Source organism: Georgenia sp. Z1491 (assembly GCF_057652395.1).
In genome coordinates, this window is the sequence record NZ_CM172729.1 from 497,182 (window position 1) to 511,843 (window position 14,662).

At 74.2% G+C, this 14,662-nt stretch carries 14 protein-coding genes; 7 read left to right on the plus strand and 7 right to left on the minus strand.

Going from position 1 to position 14,662, the window contains the following annotated elements; translation table 11 throughout:
- The first annotated feature begins 75 nt into the window (after positions 1 to 75).
- The 3 genes from AC24HA_RS02340 to AC24HA_RS02350 all read left to right on the plus strand — a co-directional run bounded on the left by AC24HA_RS02340 (position 76) and on the right by AC24HA_RS02350 (position 3,807).
- Positions 76 to 1,230 carry an endonuclease/exonuclease/phosphatase family protein gene (locus AC24HA_RS02340; protein WP_425710165.1) on the plus strand — a complete coding sequence of 385 codons (1,155 nt, stop codon included), beginning with the start codon at positions 76 to 78 and terminating at the stop codon, positions 1,228 to 1,230.
- Between the two features lie 184 nt (positions 1,231 to 1,414).
- Complete coding sequence (locus AC24HA_RS02345; RefSeq protein ID WP_425710164.1) at positions 1,415 to 2,446, plus strand: endonuclease/exonuclease/phosphatase family protein; 1,032 nt, start codon at positions 1,415 to 1,417, stop codon at positions 2,444 to 2,446.
- A gap of 116 nt (positions 2,447 to 2,562) precedes the next feature.
- Positions 2,563 to 3,807 carry a GNAT family N-acetyltransferase gene (locus AC24HA_RS02350; RefSeq protein WP_425710163.1) on the plus strand — a complete coding sequence of 415 codons (1,245 nt, stop codon included), beginning with the start codon at positions 2,563 to 2,565 and terminating at the stop codon, positions 3,805 to 3,807.
- A gap of 161 nt (positions 3,808 to 3,968) precedes the next feature.
- On the opposite strand, the gene AC24HA_RS02355 is transcribed toward AC24HA_RS02350, so the two are convergent.
- The 3 genes from AC24HA_RS02355 to AC24HA_RS02365 form a co-directional block, all read right to left on the minus strand.
- Complete coding sequence (locus tag AC24HA_RS02355; RefSeq protein WP_425710162.1) at positions 3,969 to 4,541, minus strand: DUF4287 domain-containing protein; 573 nt, start codon at positions 4,539 to 4,541, stop codon at positions 3,969 to 3,971.
- A 134-nt stretch (positions 4,542 to 4,675) separates the two neighbouring features.
- Complete coding sequence (locus AC24HA_RS02360; protein WP_487563575.1) at positions 4,676 to 5,287, minus strand: MBL fold metallo-hydrolase; 612 nt, start codon at positions 5,285 to 5,287, stop codon at positions 4,676 to 4,678.
- Between the two features lie 35 nt (positions 5,288 to 5,322).
- A complete protein-coding gene (locus AC24HA_RS02365; protein WP_425710160.1) occupies positions 5,323 to 5,757 on the minus strand; it encodes an organic hydroperoxide resistance protein in 435 nt (144 codons plus the stop codon).
- Positions 5,758 to 5,832: 75 nt separating this feature from the next.
- Between AC24HA_RS02365 and AC24HA_RS02370 the strand changes: the two genes are divergently transcribed.
- Positions 5,833 to 6,939: a VIT1/CCC1 transporter family protein gene (locus AC24HA_RS02370; protein WP_425710183.1), complete on the plus strand. Its 1,107-nt coding sequence runs from the start codon at positions 5,833 to 5,835 to the stop codon at positions 6,937 to 6,939.
- 42 nt (positions 6,940 to 6,981) lie between these two features.
- Complete coding sequence (locus AC24HA_RS02375) at positions 6,982 to 8,127, plus strand: glycerate kinase family protein (RefSeq protein WP_425710159.1); 1,146 nt, start codon at positions 6,982 to 6,984, stop codon at positions 8,125 to 8,127.
- 477 nt (positions 8,128 to 8,604) lie between these two features.
- Here the strand turns inward: AC24HA_RS02375 and AC24HA_RS02380 are convergent, their stop codons facing one another.
- From AC24HA_RS02380 to AC24HA_RS02395, 4 genes are all read right to left on the minus strand, one after another.
- Positions 8,605 to 8,949: a hypothetical protein gene (locus tag AC24HA_RS02380; protein WP_425710158.1), complete on the minus strand. Its 345-nt coding sequence runs from the start codon at positions 8,947 to 8,949 to the stop codon at positions 8,605 to 8,607.
- A 161-nt stretch (positions 8,950 to 9,110) separates the two neighbouring features.
- Positions 9,111 to 10,352 (minus strand): NAD(P)/FAD-dependent oxidoreductase, encoded by a 1,242-nt coding sequence (locus tag AC24HA_RS02385; RefSeq protein ID WP_425710157.1) that lies wholly within the window; start codon positions 10,350 to 10,352, stop codon positions 9,111 to 9,113.
- Positions 10,345 to 11,844, minus strand: a complete 1,500-nt coding sequence (locus AC24HA_RS02390; protein WP_425710156.1) for an NAD(P)/FAD-dependent oxidoreductase — start codon at positions 11,842 to 11,844, stop codon at positions 10,345 to 10,347. The genes AC24HA_RS02385 and AC24HA_RS02390 overlap by 8 nt, the downstream gene beginning before the upstream one ends.
- 3 nt (positions 11,845 to 11,847) lie before the next feature.
- A complete protein-coding gene (locus tag AC24HA_RS02395; RefSeq protein WP_487563602.1) occupies positions 11,848 to 13,266 on the minus strand; it encodes an FGGY family carbohydrate kinase in 1,419 nt (472 codons plus the stop codon).
- A 143-nt stretch (positions 13,267 to 13,409) separates the two neighbouring features.
- Here AC24HA_RS02395 and AC24HA_RS02400 point away from each other — a divergent pair, with 143 nt between their 5' ends.
- Both AC24HA_RS02400 and AC24HA_RS02405 read left to right on the plus strand, forming a co-directional pair.
- Positions 13,410 to 14,180 (plus strand): DeoR/GlpR family DNA-binding transcription regulator, encoded by a 771-nt coding sequence (locus AC24HA_RS02400; RefSeq protein WP_425710154.1) that lies wholly within the window; start codon positions 13,410 to 13,412, stop codon positions 14,178 to 14,180.
- 95 nt (positions 14,181 to 14,275) lie between these two features.
- Positions 14,276 to 14,653 (plus strand): PH domain-containing protein, encoded by a 378-nt coding sequence (locus AC24HA_RS02405; RefSeq protein WP_425710153.1) that lies wholly within the window; start codon positions 14,276 to 14,278, stop codon positions 14,651 to 14,653.
- The last annotated feature ends 9 nt before the right edge of the window (positions 14,654 to 14,662 follow it).

Consider the following 14,662-nt stretch of genomic DNA (forward strand, 5'->3'; position numbering starts at 1 on the left):
GGGGAGCGCTGACCTGGGTCGGACTCCCCACCGTGGGGTGGCCCGACGTCGGTGACGTGGCCGACGATGGAGCGTATGCGCAGGGGAGCGGGGGTGGCGGGCGCCGTGGCGGCGGTGCTCCTTGCCCTCGCGAGCCTCTACACGCTGCGTCCCCTGTGGTTCAGCGAGCGGATGCCGGTGGCGCAGGTCCTCGCCCTCAAGGGCACGCTCGCGGCGACGCTCCTGGTCCTCGGCCTGCTCCTCGTGTTCGCCGGTCGCCTCGTGCTCCTCGCCCGGCAGCGACGGGCCCGTGTGGGAGGCCCGGGCGATCACCGGGCCGACGACCCGGTCGAGCGGGAGGGAAGCAGGGACTCGCGCGCGGACAGGAGCCGCGCCCCGGCTCGCCCGGTGCGGGGCGGAGCGCCCGCCGTGGTCGTGCTGGCCGGGGGAGTCGTCGCGGCGCTCGCCGGGGTGGCGCACGGCGTCGAGCTGCTCGATCGCGGCGTCTCGGGCGAGGGCGTCACCGCCTCGGACGAGCCGCCCACGCCGGAGAGGTTCACCGTTCTCACGCTCAACACCCTCGGTGGTGCGGCGACGCCGACGGACGTCGTCGACCATGCCGTGAGCGTCGGGGCCGACGTCCTCGCCCTGCCCGAGACCTCCGCCGACCTCGCCGAGCAGATCGTCCGGGTGCTCGAGGAACGCACCGGTCAGGGCTTCACCGGCTACACCGAGGGCACGGGCGCGGTCGGGGCGACCTCGATGGTCGTGGCCGACGCCCTCGGCCCCTATGAGCAGCGCACCGACGCGGTGACCGGCGGCTTCGGCCGCGTGCACCTCCGGCCGACCGGCGACGACCCGGACCAGCCCGTGCTCGTCGCCGCGCACCCGATCCCCCCGGTCGCCGGGAACATGGCGGCCTGGCGGGCGGAGAACCGCGCGATCATGGGCACGTGCGAGCGCGCGATGCGGCCCACCGTCATCGCCGGCGACCTCAACATGACGCTCGACCACGCCTCGCTGACCGGCGTCGCGGCCGCGGGCGGGCGGTGCCACGACGCGGGCGTCGACGCCGGCATCGGCGGCCTGGCCACGTGGCCCGCCTCGTGGCCGGTGTGGGCGGGCGCCACGATCGACCACGTCCTCGTCGCCGGCGGCCTGCGGGGGACGTCCGGGCAGGTCGAGGAGGTCGGGGGCTCCGACCACCGCGCCGTGGCCGTCGAGCTCCGGCTCACCGCACCGAGCGACTGACCGACGGTCGACCGTCGCTCTCGACGACCGGGACCCGCACTCTCGCCGACCGGGACCCGCACACTCGACGACCGGGAGCCGCACTCTCGACGACCGGGAGCCGCACTCTCGCCGACCGGGGGCGTGACCGGTTCGAGACCCCCGGCCTGCGGGCCCGCCGACGCACGTGCGGGACACTGGATCCGTGCGCATCGTCATCTGGGTCGTCGTCGCCGTCGTGGGGCTGCTCGCCGCCCTCACGCTCGATCCCGAGCTCCCGGGTGCGATCGTCCCGCCCCTGGACGGGATCTCCGGCGTCACGCCGGTGGCTCAGGTCGTGGCCCTCAAGGGCTGGCTCGTGCTCACCCTCGCCGTGCTCGGCATCGTCTTCCTCGTCATCGGCCTCGTCCGCCGGCAGCTCATCCGGGCCGGCGCGGCGATCATGGTGCTCGGCGGCGTCTTCCTGCTCGTGGCGGTCGGTCACCTCGCCATCATGTTCGACCGCGGCACGTCGGCCGCGACCTCGATCAGCCGCACCGACGACACGGCCGCGGCGCCCGACGCCGCGCTGACGATCCTCACCGTCAACATGGAGGAGGGCGACGTCGCGGGGTCCGATCTCGCCACACCGATCGTCGAGCAGGGCGTCGACGTCGTCGTCCTGCCCGAGATGCTCGACGCGGACGCGACGGCGCTCGCGACCGAGCTCACCGGGTCCGGCCACCCGTTCACGGCCTACGGCGCGGGCTCCGCCACCGAGGACCGTGGGGCGACGGCGGTGCTCCTCGCCGACTCCCTCGGCGGCTACGTGCCGGTCGACGCCGAGCCCACCGCCGAGGCGTTCGCCCTGCGACCCGTCTCCGGCGTGGGGCCGACGATCGTCGCCGTGCACCCCACGGCGCCGAGGCCCGACGCGATGGACGTCTGGCGCCGCGAGGTCGGGGAGGCGCTCACGTGGTGCCGCACGGGCTCGGGACCGGTCGTGGTCGCGGGCGGCCTCAACGCCACCGTCGACCACGCGCCCGCGCGCGACCTCGGCCGCTGCGTCGACGGCGCGACCGAGGCCGGCCTCGGCGGTGTCGCCACGTGGCCCGCGGACATCCCCTGGTTCTTCGGCTCGCCGATCGACCGCATCCTCGTCGACGAGGCCAGCTACCGGGTGGCCGAGGGCGCGGTCTTCGACGTCGGACAGGCCACGCACCGCGCGCTGGTCGTCCGGGTCGAGCCCGTCGGCTGAGCCGGGCACTCCCACGCCGCACCGGCAAGCGGCACCCGCGCCGCACCCGCCTCCCCTGCGGGCGAACGTCGGAAAAGCCGGTGCGCCGTAGCCGGTGCGCTGCCACGCTTGCCCGCATGACGACCACCGACGAGGGGACGACCCGTCCCGCCACGACGGCGCCGACGGTGCGCCCGGACGGGCTGCCTGCCGGCGTCCACCTGCTCCACCTCGTCGCGCCCGCGGCCGAGGAGATCGCCGCCGGGGCCACGCCGTCGGCCGCCTTCCGGGCCCTGACCGACATCGACGCCGAGTACCTGCTCGAGCGGCTCGGCGACACCGACCTGCTCGGCGACCCCGCCACCCGGCTGGGCGCCTACGCCGACCAGTCCTCGGTGCGCCGGGTGGTGATCGTCGCCGCCACCGGGCCGGTCGCCGAGCGGCTGGCCGCGGGCGGGACCGCGGCGCCGGCCGCGGTCGCCTCCGGCGCAGACGACCCCGGCCCCGAGGCGCACGACGTCCTCGGGTACCTCGCGATGGACCTCGAGCTGCGCGACAACACCCGGACCTGCGGGGTCGAGCTGTTCACCCGGGTCGCGCACCGCGGGCAGGGCATCGGCGACGCGCTGTGGCGCGCGGCCACGGACGTCGCCCGCGCGGAGGGGCGCAGCGTGGTCCAGGCCTGGGTCGACCACGAGCCGCCCGCCGGGGACGCGGAGCCGATCCGGCCCACCCGGAGCGAGGGGGCGATCGCGCGCGACGCCGCCGCCCGGTTCTGCACCGACCGGGGCCTCGTCCTCGAGCAGGTCGAACGGCACTCGGTCCTCCACGTTGCCGGTCGGGAGCGCGCGTGGCGCGGCGCGCTGGACCAGGCCCGCGGCTGGACGGCGCCCACGGACGAGATCGTCACCTGGGTGGGCGCGACGCCGGAGGCCGAGCTCGCCCACATCGCCGAGCTCATGCGCCGGATGAGCACCGACGTGCCGCTCGGCGGCCTGGACTGGGAGGAGGAGGCCTGGGACGCGGAGCGCGTCCGGACCACCGAGGCCGCCCGCCTGGCGTCCGGCCACCGCACCTACCTCGTCTCGGCGGTGCGGGACACCACCACCAGGGCGCTCGTCGCGTTCTCCAAGCTGACGGTCCCGCTCGGCCGCCCCGCCGCCTGGCAGGACGAGACGCTCGTGATGAAGGAGCACCGCGGCCGCCGGCTCGGCACGGTCGTCAAGCTCGTCAACCAGCTCGCCCTGCTCGAGCGCTTCCCCGACGTGGAGCGGATCCACACGTGGAACGCGGCCGAGAACCGGCACATGCTCGACGTCAACCATGCCGTCGGGTTCGAGCTGGCGTCGCTCTCCGGCGCCTGGCAGGGGCCGCTGCGCTGACGGAGCGCGCCGCCCCGGTCGCGGCCGGGACCTCGCCCACGGGCCGGGTCCCGGCCGCGCCTCACATCAGGTCCCGGGCCGGCCCTCCGGTCGGGTCCCTGTCCGGCCCTCCGGTCGGGTCCCTCGCCGGTCGCTGACCGGTGAGCGGACCGGCCCTCGGGTCAGCTCTCGGAGAGCAGGTCGGCGAGCGTGGCGAACGCCTTCTTCCACGACGCCTTGAGCTCGGGGATCCGCTCCCCGGAGGTGAGCCCGGTGTGCTGGACGGCGAGGCGCACCTTGTGCCGGCCGTCGGCGCCGGGCTCGAGCGGGTCGATGCGCAGCGTGATGCGCTCGTCGCCGTCGCGCAGCCGCACCGAGGTCGGTTCGGTCTGCCCGGTGACGTCGAGGCGCTTACCGATCCAGTCCGACCGGTGCGACCGCTCGGCCAGGTACGGCCACAGGTTCTGCGCCGTCACGTAGAGGGTCTTCGACGCCGAGGCCTCCCAGCCACCGTCGCGCCGCTGGCCGGGCTCCCGCAGACCGCGGGCCTGCTCGTAGGCGACGGTCACGCCCTGCGCCCACCAGCCGTCGACGCCGTGCTCCTCGCGCAGCCAGGTCGCGGTGCGGGTGTGGTCCCAGTCGGTGGCGCCGGCGTCGTCGAGGAGGGCGAACCACTCCTCGCGCGCGCGACCCGTCGCCTCGCGCACCTTCTCGTCGCTGACCGAGCTGTCGATGGACCGCGCTCCCGAGGACATGTGAGCCAACCTACAACCGGGGCACGACGGCGGAGAACCCCCGCCCGACGTCGGAACCCCTGCTCGGTGCCGGAGCCCCGTGTCCGCCGGACGCGGAGGACCGCCGATGTTGCGGGCGACGGGCGCTCTGCCCGCTACCAGCCGCGGGACTCCCACGCGTCGACCTCGGGGGCCTCGGTGCCCACCGTGGTCGGGTCACCGTGACCCGGCCCGACCGTCCAGGCCGGGTCGAGGGTCACGAGGCGCTCGCGGATCGAGGAGATGACCTGGTCGAAGTCGCTGTAGTCCCAGCGGGTGGCGCCGGGGCCGCCCGGGAACAGGGTGTCGCCCGTGAGCACCGTGGCGGCGTCCGGGACGAGGAACGAGCAGGCGCCGGGGGTGTGCCCGGGCGTGTGCGCCACGGTCACCTCGGCGCCGGCCACCTCGATGACCTGGCCGTCGGCGAGATCTCCGGTGGGGACGCCGGGGTGCGTCTGCTCCCACAGGAACCGGTCGGCGGGGTGCAGCAGCGGGACGACACCCCACCCCGCGGCGAGCTCGGCGGCGGGACCGACGTGGTCCCAGTGCCCGTGCGTGAGGACCAGGCCCACCACGGTGCGCCCGGCCACGCAGGAGCGCACGGCGTCGGCGTCGTGCGCCGGGTCGACGACGAGGACCTCTCGCTCGTCGCCCACCAGGTAGGTGTTGTTGGGGAAGGGCCCGCCGTCCGGCGCCCGTCCGACGATCTCGTGACGCTCGACGGTCACCGGCACGGCGGTCCCTCCCTCAGCTGGTGGTCGGCTCAGAGCGAGTCGACGGCGGTGACCGTCACGGGCACGTTGCCGCGCGTGGCCTTCGAGTAGGGGCACAGCTCGTGGGTGCGGTCCACGATGGTCTGGGCCTCGTCAATGCCCAGGCCCGGGATGTGGACCTCGTGCTCGACCGTGAGGGCGAACGACTCGCCCTCGGGGCCGAAGCCGACCTTGGTGCGGACGGTGGCCTCGGAGACGTCGACGTCCTTCTCCTTGCCGGCCAGGCCGAGGGCGCCCGTGAAGCAGGCGCCGTAGCCGAGGGCGAAGAGCTGCTCGGGGTTGGTGCCCTCGCCGGAACCTCCCATGTCCTTCGGGGAGGTGAACGTGAGCTCGAGGTGGGGGTCCTCGGAGACGCCGGAACCCGTGCGGCCCCCGGTGCTGGTGGCGGTGGCGGTGTACACGATCTTGTCAGGTGTGTTGGCCATGTGAGCCAGCCCATCACCCTTCGTGCGGACCCGCAACAGGTGTCCGGCGCGTCGGGAGCACAATGGGTGATCGTGATGACCATGTCCCGTCCCGACGTGCCCGCGCGGGCGCCGGATCCCGCACGGATCCGCCGCTGGCGCCGCAACCTCGCCGAGGAGCGTGCGGAGGGCGCGGTCTACCGGAACCTCGCCCAGCGCAAGTCGGGCGAGGAGCGCGAGATCCTCCTCGGTCTCGCCGAGGCGGAGAAGCGCCACGAGCAGCACTGGATCGACCTGCTCGGTCCCCATGCCGAGCGGCCCGGCCGGGCCACGCTGCGCAGCCGCCTCATGGCGTGGCTCGCCCGCAGCTTCGGGTCGGTGTTCGTCCTCGCGCTCGCCCAGCGCGCCGAGCTGCGGGCGAACTATGACGACGACGCCGACGCCACCGAGCAGATGGCGGCCGACGAGCGCGTCCACGGCGAGGTGGTGCGGGCGCTCGCCGCCCGCGGACGCGCCCGCATGTCCGGGACCTTCCGGGCCGCCGTGTTCGGCGCGAACGACGGACTGGTCTCCAACCTCGCGCTCGTCCTGGGGATCGGTGCGACCGGCGTCGGCACGTCGGTCGTGCTCGCCACCGGCATCTCCGGTCTGCTCGCGGGCGCCCTGTCGATGGGCGCCGGGGAGTACGTCTCGGTGCGCAGCCAGCGCGAGCTGCTCGAGTCCTCCACCCCGAGCACGCGCAGCGCGCAGGTGGTGCCGGCGCTCGACGTCGACGCCAACGAGCTGTCCCTGCTCTACCGGGCGCGGGGCATGTCCGTCGAGGACGCCGACGCCCACGCCCGCGCCGTCATCGCCGCCCACGCGGGGGAACGGGTCGCCGGCGGCGAGGAGGCGCCCCGCGCGGACGAGGCCGCGTACGAGGAGATCGGCACCGCCTGGCAGGCGGCGTCGTCGAGCTTCCTGTTCTTCGCCTCGGGCGCGATCATCCCCGTGCTGCCCTACCTCTTCGGCCTCACCGGCCTCGCCGCCGTGGCCGTGGCCGCCGCGCTCGTCGGCATCGCGCTGCTGATGACGGGCGCCGTCGTCGGCGTGCTGTCCGGCTCGGCACCGCTGCCGCGCGCGCTGCGCCAGCTGGCGATCGGTTACGGCGCGGCCGCGGTGACGTACGTCCTCGGTCTGCTGTTCGGCGGCGCCGTAGGCTGACCCCGGTCGGGAGGCGCCCGGCCAGGACGAAGGAGTTCGTGCATGCTCGTGATCCTCGCCCCCGACTCGTTCAAGGAGTCGATTGACGCCGCCGATGCAGCAGCCGCCATGGCCGCCGGCGTCCGGGACGCCGTGCCCGACGCCGAGGTGCGCGAGCTCCCCGTGTCCGACGGCGGGGAGGGCTTCACGGAGTCCGTCGCCGTCGCGCTCGGCGCCCGCACGCTCGAGGTCCCCGTCCGTGACGCCCTCGGTCGCGAGGCCACCGGGCAGGTCGCCGTCGCCGGGCGGCGGGCCGTGCTCGAGGTGGCCTCCGCCGTCGGGCTCGGCATGATCGCCTCCGACGAGCGGGACGTCATGGGCGCCGACTCCACCGGCGTCGGCGAGCTGATCCGGGCGGCCCTCGACGAGGGCGCGGACGAGATCGTCGTGGGGCTCGGCGGGTCCGCGACCAACGACGCCGGCGCCGGCATGCTCCGCGTCCTCGGCGCACGGTTCCTCGACGCGTCCGGGGCGGAGATCGGCACGACCCCCCGCGAGCTCGCGCACCTCGCCGAGATCGACGTGTCCGGGCTCGACCCGCGCATGGCCGGCGTCGAGGTCCAGGCGGCCTGCGACGTGTCGAACCCCCTGCTGGGGGAGTCCGGCGCGAGCGCGGTCTTCGGCCCGCAGAAGGGTGCGACCCCGGAGCTCGTGACGGAGCTGGACGCGATCCTGGCCCGCGTGGCCGAGGTCGCCGGGCACGACGGCGATGGCGGGGCCGCGCACGAGCCTGGTGCCGGCGCCGCGGGCGGCCTGGGCTACGCGCTCATCGGGTTCCTCGGGGCGCGGATGCGGCCCGGGGTGGAGCTGGTGGTCGAGACGGTCGGGCTCGAGGAGGCAGTGGCGGGGGCCGACCTCGTCCTCACCGGCGAGGGCTCGGTCGACGCGCAGACGCTGTCCGGCAAGACGCCCGCCGGGGTGGCGGCCGTCGCCGCGCGGGCGGGGGTGCCGTGCGTGGTGCTCGCCGGGCGGGTCGCCGACGACGCCGCCGTGCTGCTCGACCACGGGGTCACCGCGCTCGTGCCGATCGTGCCCGGCGTGACGGACCTGCCCACGGCGCTCGCCGAGGGCGGCGCGAACCTCCGGCGGGCCGCATCGACGGTGACGCGGATCTTCGCGGCTGGCCGCTCCGGGAGCGCCTCCTTCTGACGAGTGAGGGGACTTTTCCCCGACGAGTGAGGGGACTTTTCCCCGACGAGCGAGCGGACTCCAGCTGGTCCGCCGGTGGGAGGGCGCTGGCGCGTCGACACCGGGGTGCCCGACGTCGGGATCGTGCCGTAGTGGTGGGCGCTCTCGTGCGTGGCACGCATGCCGAGGTCGTGCCTGGGGTGGTGGCCGCTCCGCTTGGAACGCAGTCTCGACGCGACCGGCCCATCCGCTCGTGCCGGCTGCTCGTGACGGAGGCTCTCGATGCGGCCCGGCCGCAGGGGAGAGGGTTGTTCGTTTCTGCGCAGGGCTGTCGATATCGGTGTGATCGGTAACAGAGCTGCAAATATCGGTGTGATCGTCAGGTCTCTCCCGGGAGGAAACTCTTCCGCGGTGCCGGGCCGGTTCGCGCGTGTACGCGAGGCCAAACCGTCCTCACCAGTGAGCAAGAATCCCCTCACTCGTCGGACGGATAGCCGCTCACTCGTCGAGGTCGTCGTCGTCCCAGTCCCACTCCTCGATGACGACGACCTCCCACTCCTCGTCGTCCTCGTCATCGTCGTCCCACTCCGCCGCCATGAGCGCCGCGCGGTCGAGGACCTCGGCGGCCTGGGCGAGCGGGTCGTCGACGAGGACGATCACGGGCGGGGTGAGGTGGACCGCGGCGAGCGAGCCCGAGAAGTGCTGGCCGCTGCCGAAGGTGATCGCCCGCGCCTCGACGGTCGCCTGGTACAGCGCCATGGCGTCGGGGTCGACCGTCCAGGTGTTGATGTCGGCGGGGGGCTCGCGGTCGGGGGGCGTGGGGGAGGAACCGGGTTCGTGCACGGGTCCATCATGCGCACGCTCGCCGACATCGGTCGACGGGAGTCCCGGGTGTCGGCGGCCACGCCGGGCGGGTTCCGGGCCTACGTCCCCTCCATTGCCGCGCCTCGTCGTCCAGCCCGTCCGCCGTCGTCCGGTCCCACGCGGCCGCGCCGTCCTCCGTCTCAGTCGACCGAGAGCCGGACCTCCCCGCCGTCGGCGGTGACGCCGTCGAGCACGCCCGAGGGGATCCGGAACGTCCGCCCGGGCGCCGCCGGCCACGGGAGCCGCCGACGCGCGAGCACCCGTCCGCCCTGCCGCACGGTGACCACGGGCCGCGTGACGAGCCGGTCCATCCAGCACACGAGCCGGTTCCGGGCGGGGGCCGGCCCGCCGGGTGCCCACCTCGACGGCGAGACCCACCGGATCGGGTCCTCCGCCATGAGGCGGACGCTCGCCTCGGGCGCCGGCCGCCCGGCCAGGTGCTCGAGGATCCGTTCGCCCGCGTGGGTGCCGGCGAGCGCGACGACGTCGGCGGTGTCGACGGGGTGGTTGAGGTTCCCGACGGCGAACACGCGCTCCTTGGAGGTGCGCATCGCCGCGTCCACCACCGGCGCTCCGCTGGCCGGGTCGATCTCGACGCCGGCCGACCGGAGGAGCTCGTGGTCCGGGATCCAGTCGCCGGTGAACACGACCGTGTCGCAGTCGATCGTCCGGCGGTTCCCGGTGCGGGTGTCCTCGATCTCGACACCCGTCACGCGCGTCCGCCCGTGGATGGCCACGACCCTCGACGTCGTCTCGACCCGGGTGCGGAACAGGGCCTTCCCCGGGACGCGGAACAGGGCGTACGACTCGCCGACGGGGTGCTCGGAGACCAGCGCCTCGGTCGCGCAGCCGGCCTCGGCGAGGGTCATCACTGCCGACCAGCTGACGAGCCCGGCACCGACGACGACGGCCCGCCGGCCCACTTCCTGGTGGTGGACGTGGACGAGGTTCTGCAGCTGACCGGTCGTCAGCACGCCGGCGGGCCGCGTGCCCGGGACGAGCCGCGCCGTGCGGGGGCGCTCGCGGGCGCCGGTGGCGAAACAGAACGCGTCGGGACGCACGTGGAGGAGGCCGCGGGGGGTGGTGACCGCGAGGGTGTCCTCGTCCGCCCAGCCCGTGACGGTCCAGCCGGTGAGGATCTGGGCGCCGGCCGCGCGGGCGTCGGCCTCGAGCGCCCGGGCGTACGCCGGGCCGGACATGAACCGCTTCCGGTCGCGGATGCCGTAGCCGGGGTGGTCGGAGTGGCGGGGGATGCCGCCGGCCTGCTGCTCGCGTTCCAGGACGAGGACCTGGTCGAGCTCGGGGGCCAGCCGGGCGGCCGCGGAGAGGCCGCCCGGGCCGCCGCCGATCACGGCGACCGTCGGGGTGAGGAGCTCAGGCATCGTCGGCCTCCGTGTGGTGCTCTGACCGGGTCTCGCACGGATGGTCGCCCCGGGCCCCCCGGTCGGTGCCGCACGCGTGGTCGGTGCCGCTCCCGCGGTCGGTGCCGCACGCATGGTGGGTGTCGAACAGTCGCTGGACCTCGGCGCCGCAGTAGAAGCCCTGGCAGCGCCCGTTCATCGCCCGCGTGCGCCGGCGCAGCCCCTGGAGGCTGCACGGCGGGACGCCGGACGTCATGGCGTCGCGGATCTCGCCGCGGGTCACGCGCTCGCAGAAGCAGACGACCGTGCCGTAGTCCGGGTCGCGGGCGATCCGCTCCTCGTCGGCGAAGGGGCGCAGCTGGTGCTCGCCCAGCGGCGGCATCACCGGCGGCTCCGGCAGGCCGGCCCGTTCCTCGAGGTCGAGGTCCGCCCCCGCGTCCGTGAGGAGCTCGACCACGTGCTCGGCGACGGCCGGTGCGGAGGTCAGCCCGGTCGACCGGATCGCTGCGGCGATCACGTAGCGCTGCTCGGCGTCGACGTCGATCAGGTAGTCCGACTGGTTGTTCGCCGCCCGCAGGCCGGCGTAGGAGGCGGTGACCTCCTCCTCGAGCAGGGCGGGCATGATCCGCCGGCCCTTGTCCAGGAGGAACTCGAACCCGTCCTCGCTGGTGGAGGTGTCGGCCTTGTCCGTCATGTCCTCGGCGGTGGGGCCGAGCATGACGTTGCCGAAGATCGTCGGGCTGACGAGCACGCCCTTGCCGGCCTTCGACGGGGCCGCGAGCACGATCGTGTCCACCAGCGGCGCGGCGAGCTTGTCGTAGACGAGCAGCTCGCCCTTGCGGGGGTGGACGTCGAGGCGGTCGTGCCCGAGCATCGCGTCGACGGCGTCCGCGCCGAGACCGGCGGCGTTGACGACCCATCGCGCGGTGACGTCGCCGCGGTCGGTGCGGATCGTCGTCGTGGCGGGACCGACCTCGACCGAGGCCACGCGGTGCTCGCGCAGGAACGTCGCGCCGCGGGCGAGGGCCTCGGTGGCGAACGCGAGGGGGACGGACCAGGCGTCGATGACCGCCTCGTCGGGCACGGTGAGCCCGCCGGTGACGCCCGGGCCGAGGCTCGGGATGCGGGCGTAGACCTCGTCCGCGCCGATGATCTCGGTGGCGTGGTAGCCGTTGGCCTCCGCCTTCGCCTGGAGGCCGGTCAGGGACTCGGCCTGCTCCTCGTCCCAGGCCACGAGCACCGCGCCGGTCCTCCGCAGCCCGATGTTCGCCCGGGCGCAGTAGTCGGTGAGGAGCGCGTAGCCGCGGGCGACGAGGCGGGCCTCGAGGGTGCCGGGCGTGGCGTCGAATCCCGTGTGCAGCAGGGCGGTGTTGGCCTTGGTGGTGCCCTCGCCGACGTCGTCACGGGCGTCGATGATCACGACCGAACCGGTCGTGCCGGCGAGCCGGCGGGCGATCGCGGCACCGACGACGCCGGCTCCGATCACCGCGACGTCGTACACGGTCTCGCTCACGGTTCAGAGCCCCATCGTGGTCTCGACGGCGGTGCGCCACGCGGCGCGGAACTCGGTGACGTCCTCGGCGCTGCGCTGCGGGACGTAGGAGGCCTCGGCCTCCCAGGCGAACGGGGCGTCCTCGACGGCGAGGTCGGGGTCCAGCGCGAGCCGCATGCAGGCCGCCGTGCCGAGCGCGGTGGCGTGCGCGGAGGGGTAGGTGTCGACCGGCGCCTGGAGCATGTCGGCCTGCGCCTGCATGAGCCGCACGGACCTCGTCAGTCCGCCGTCGACGCGGAGCCGGGTCAGTGGTGCACCGAGCTCGGTGTGCGTGAGGTCGGCGAGCTCCGCGATCTGGGCGGCGATGCCGTCGAGGACGGCGCGCACAATCTGGGGCTTCCCGGTGGACAGCGTCATCCCGACGACGAACGCCCCCGCCTCGGGCTTCCACCACGGTGCGGCCAGGCCGGCGAAGGAGGGCGCGCAGAGGACCCCGCCCGCGTCGTCGGCGGCGATCTCGTCCATCTCCTCGGGGCCGGTGATGACGCCGAGCTCCTCCATCCAGCGCACCGCGGAGGCGGCGGTGTAGACCTGGCCGTCGGAGCAGTAGGTGGTGCGGCCGCGCAGGCGCCAGGCCACCGAGGTGGTGAGCCCGTTGTCGAAGCGGGGCGCGGTCTCGCCCATGTTGACGAGGATGAAGGCGCCGGTGCCGTACGTGCACTTGGCCTGCCCGCGCTCGAGGCAGCCCTCGGCGAGCAGGGCCGCCTGCTGGTCGACGATGAGGCCGCCGACGGGGACCTCGCCGCCGAAGACGGTGGTGGTGCCGACGATCTCGTCGCAGGCGGCGATGCGGGGGAGGCGCTCGCCCGTCAGGCCGAAGATATTGACGAGGTGGGGATCCCACTCGCCGGTGTCGACGTCGACGAGGAGCGAGCGCGACGCGGTGGAGACGTCGGTGACGAACTCGCCGGTCAGGCGGTGGAGCATCCACGTGTCGGTGGTGGTGACGACGCCGTCGCGGGTGAGGTTCTCCCGGACCCACGTGAGCTTGGGCGCGGTGAAGTAGCAGTCGAGCACGAGGCCGGTGCGGGCGTGGATGTCCTCGGCGTGCTCGCGCAGGCGGTCGACGACCACCTCGGCGCGGCGGTCCTGCCACACGACGCACGTGGTGAGCGGGTCCCCGGTCTCGGGGTCCCAGGCGAGGACGGTCTCGCCCTGGTTGGCCAGGGAGACGCCGTCGATGGTCTTCCCGGCCTGCTCCACGGCCTGCCTGCCGGCTTCGACGACCGAGGCGTAGAGCTCCTCGGGGTCCTGCTCGACGGCGCCGCCGGGGAGGTAGGCCGGGTGGATGGGGATCTCGACGACGGCGTGGATGCCGTCGGCGTCGACGACGATCGCCTTCGATCCTGAGGTGCCCTGGTCCAGGGCCAGAATTGCCACGATGCAACCCTTCGTGTCGTTGCGGTCCGGACGGTGCCGTCCGGTTCGTCCCGTGCGCCCGGGAGCGGGCACTGCTGAGAGCCTCGCCCGATGTGGACCTGCGGGCAACCGGTGTGGAATGTTGTGGGTTTGGGATGGAGGTGGGCGTGCTCGTCCAGCAGCGGTACCGGCACATCTTGCGGGCGCTCCGGTCGCAGGCGTCCGTGTCGACCCTCGAGCTCTCGCGTGCGCTGCGGGTCTCGGTTGAGACGGTGCGCAGGGACCTCGTGCACCTCGAGCGGGAGGGGTTGCTCCGGCGGGTGTACGGCGGCGCCGTGACGGTGACGCGGCAGCGGAGCAGCGAGCCGTCGTTCGACCAGCGCTCCGCGATCCGCGAGGAGGAGAAGCGGGTGGTGGGGGAGCTGGTGCGCGGGCTGGTGCGGCCGGGACAGTCGCTGTTCCTCGACGTCGGGACGACCGCTCAGGCGGTCGCCGCGGCGCTCGCGCCGTCTTTCGAGGGCACGATCGTCACCCACTCCCTGCTCGTGGCCAACGAGATCGCGCGCGGGACCGGAGCGGAGCTCGTGCTCGCGCCGGGGCGGCTGCGGCGCGGGGAGTGGTCGCTGTCCGGGACGGCGACGCACACGTTCATCCGGCAGATGCACTTCGACCTTGCGCTCATCTCCTGCGGCGGCGTGGACGCCGCGGCGGGACCGACGGACTTCGACTTCGACGACGTGGAGGTCAAGCGGACGGTGGCCCGCAACAGCGAGCGGTCCTACATCCTGGCGGACTCCTCCAAGCACGGCGTGGTCGGCCGGTACGCGATCGGGGAGTGGTTCGACGTCAACGGCCTCGTCACCGACCAGCCGCCGCCGGACGGGCTGGCCGCCGCGATGCGGGCCGGCGGGGGTGAGGTCGTCGCGCCCGGGGTGTGACGAGCGGTCGGAGGCTGTCCACCACTCGTGACGCGCGCCGCGCAAGGATGTGAGGCAGGGCCGCCACCCGGCGCCCGAGGACGAGGGAGGGTGCTGTGGCGGTCGGACGGATCATCGACAACGCGTCGGTCATGGACATGGCTGAGATGGACGAGAACTGGGGCCGGATCCTCGCCCACGGCGAGAAGTTCGAGCTCGGGTACAAGACCATCCGTGACCGGTTCATGTTCACCAACTACCGGGTGATCCTCATCGACGTGCAGGGCGTGACGGGCTCGAAGGTCGACTACCACTCGGTGCCCTACCGGGCGATCACCCAGTTCTCCCTCGAGACCGCCGGCACGGCGGACCTCGACGGCGAGCTGAAGTTCTGGGTGAGCAGCCAGGCGGACCCCTACGTGCGCAAGCTGGGGCGCGGGGTGGACCTGTTCGTCATCCAGGCGCTGCTGGCGGGGTACATCGCGCACGTGTGAGGGCGACGA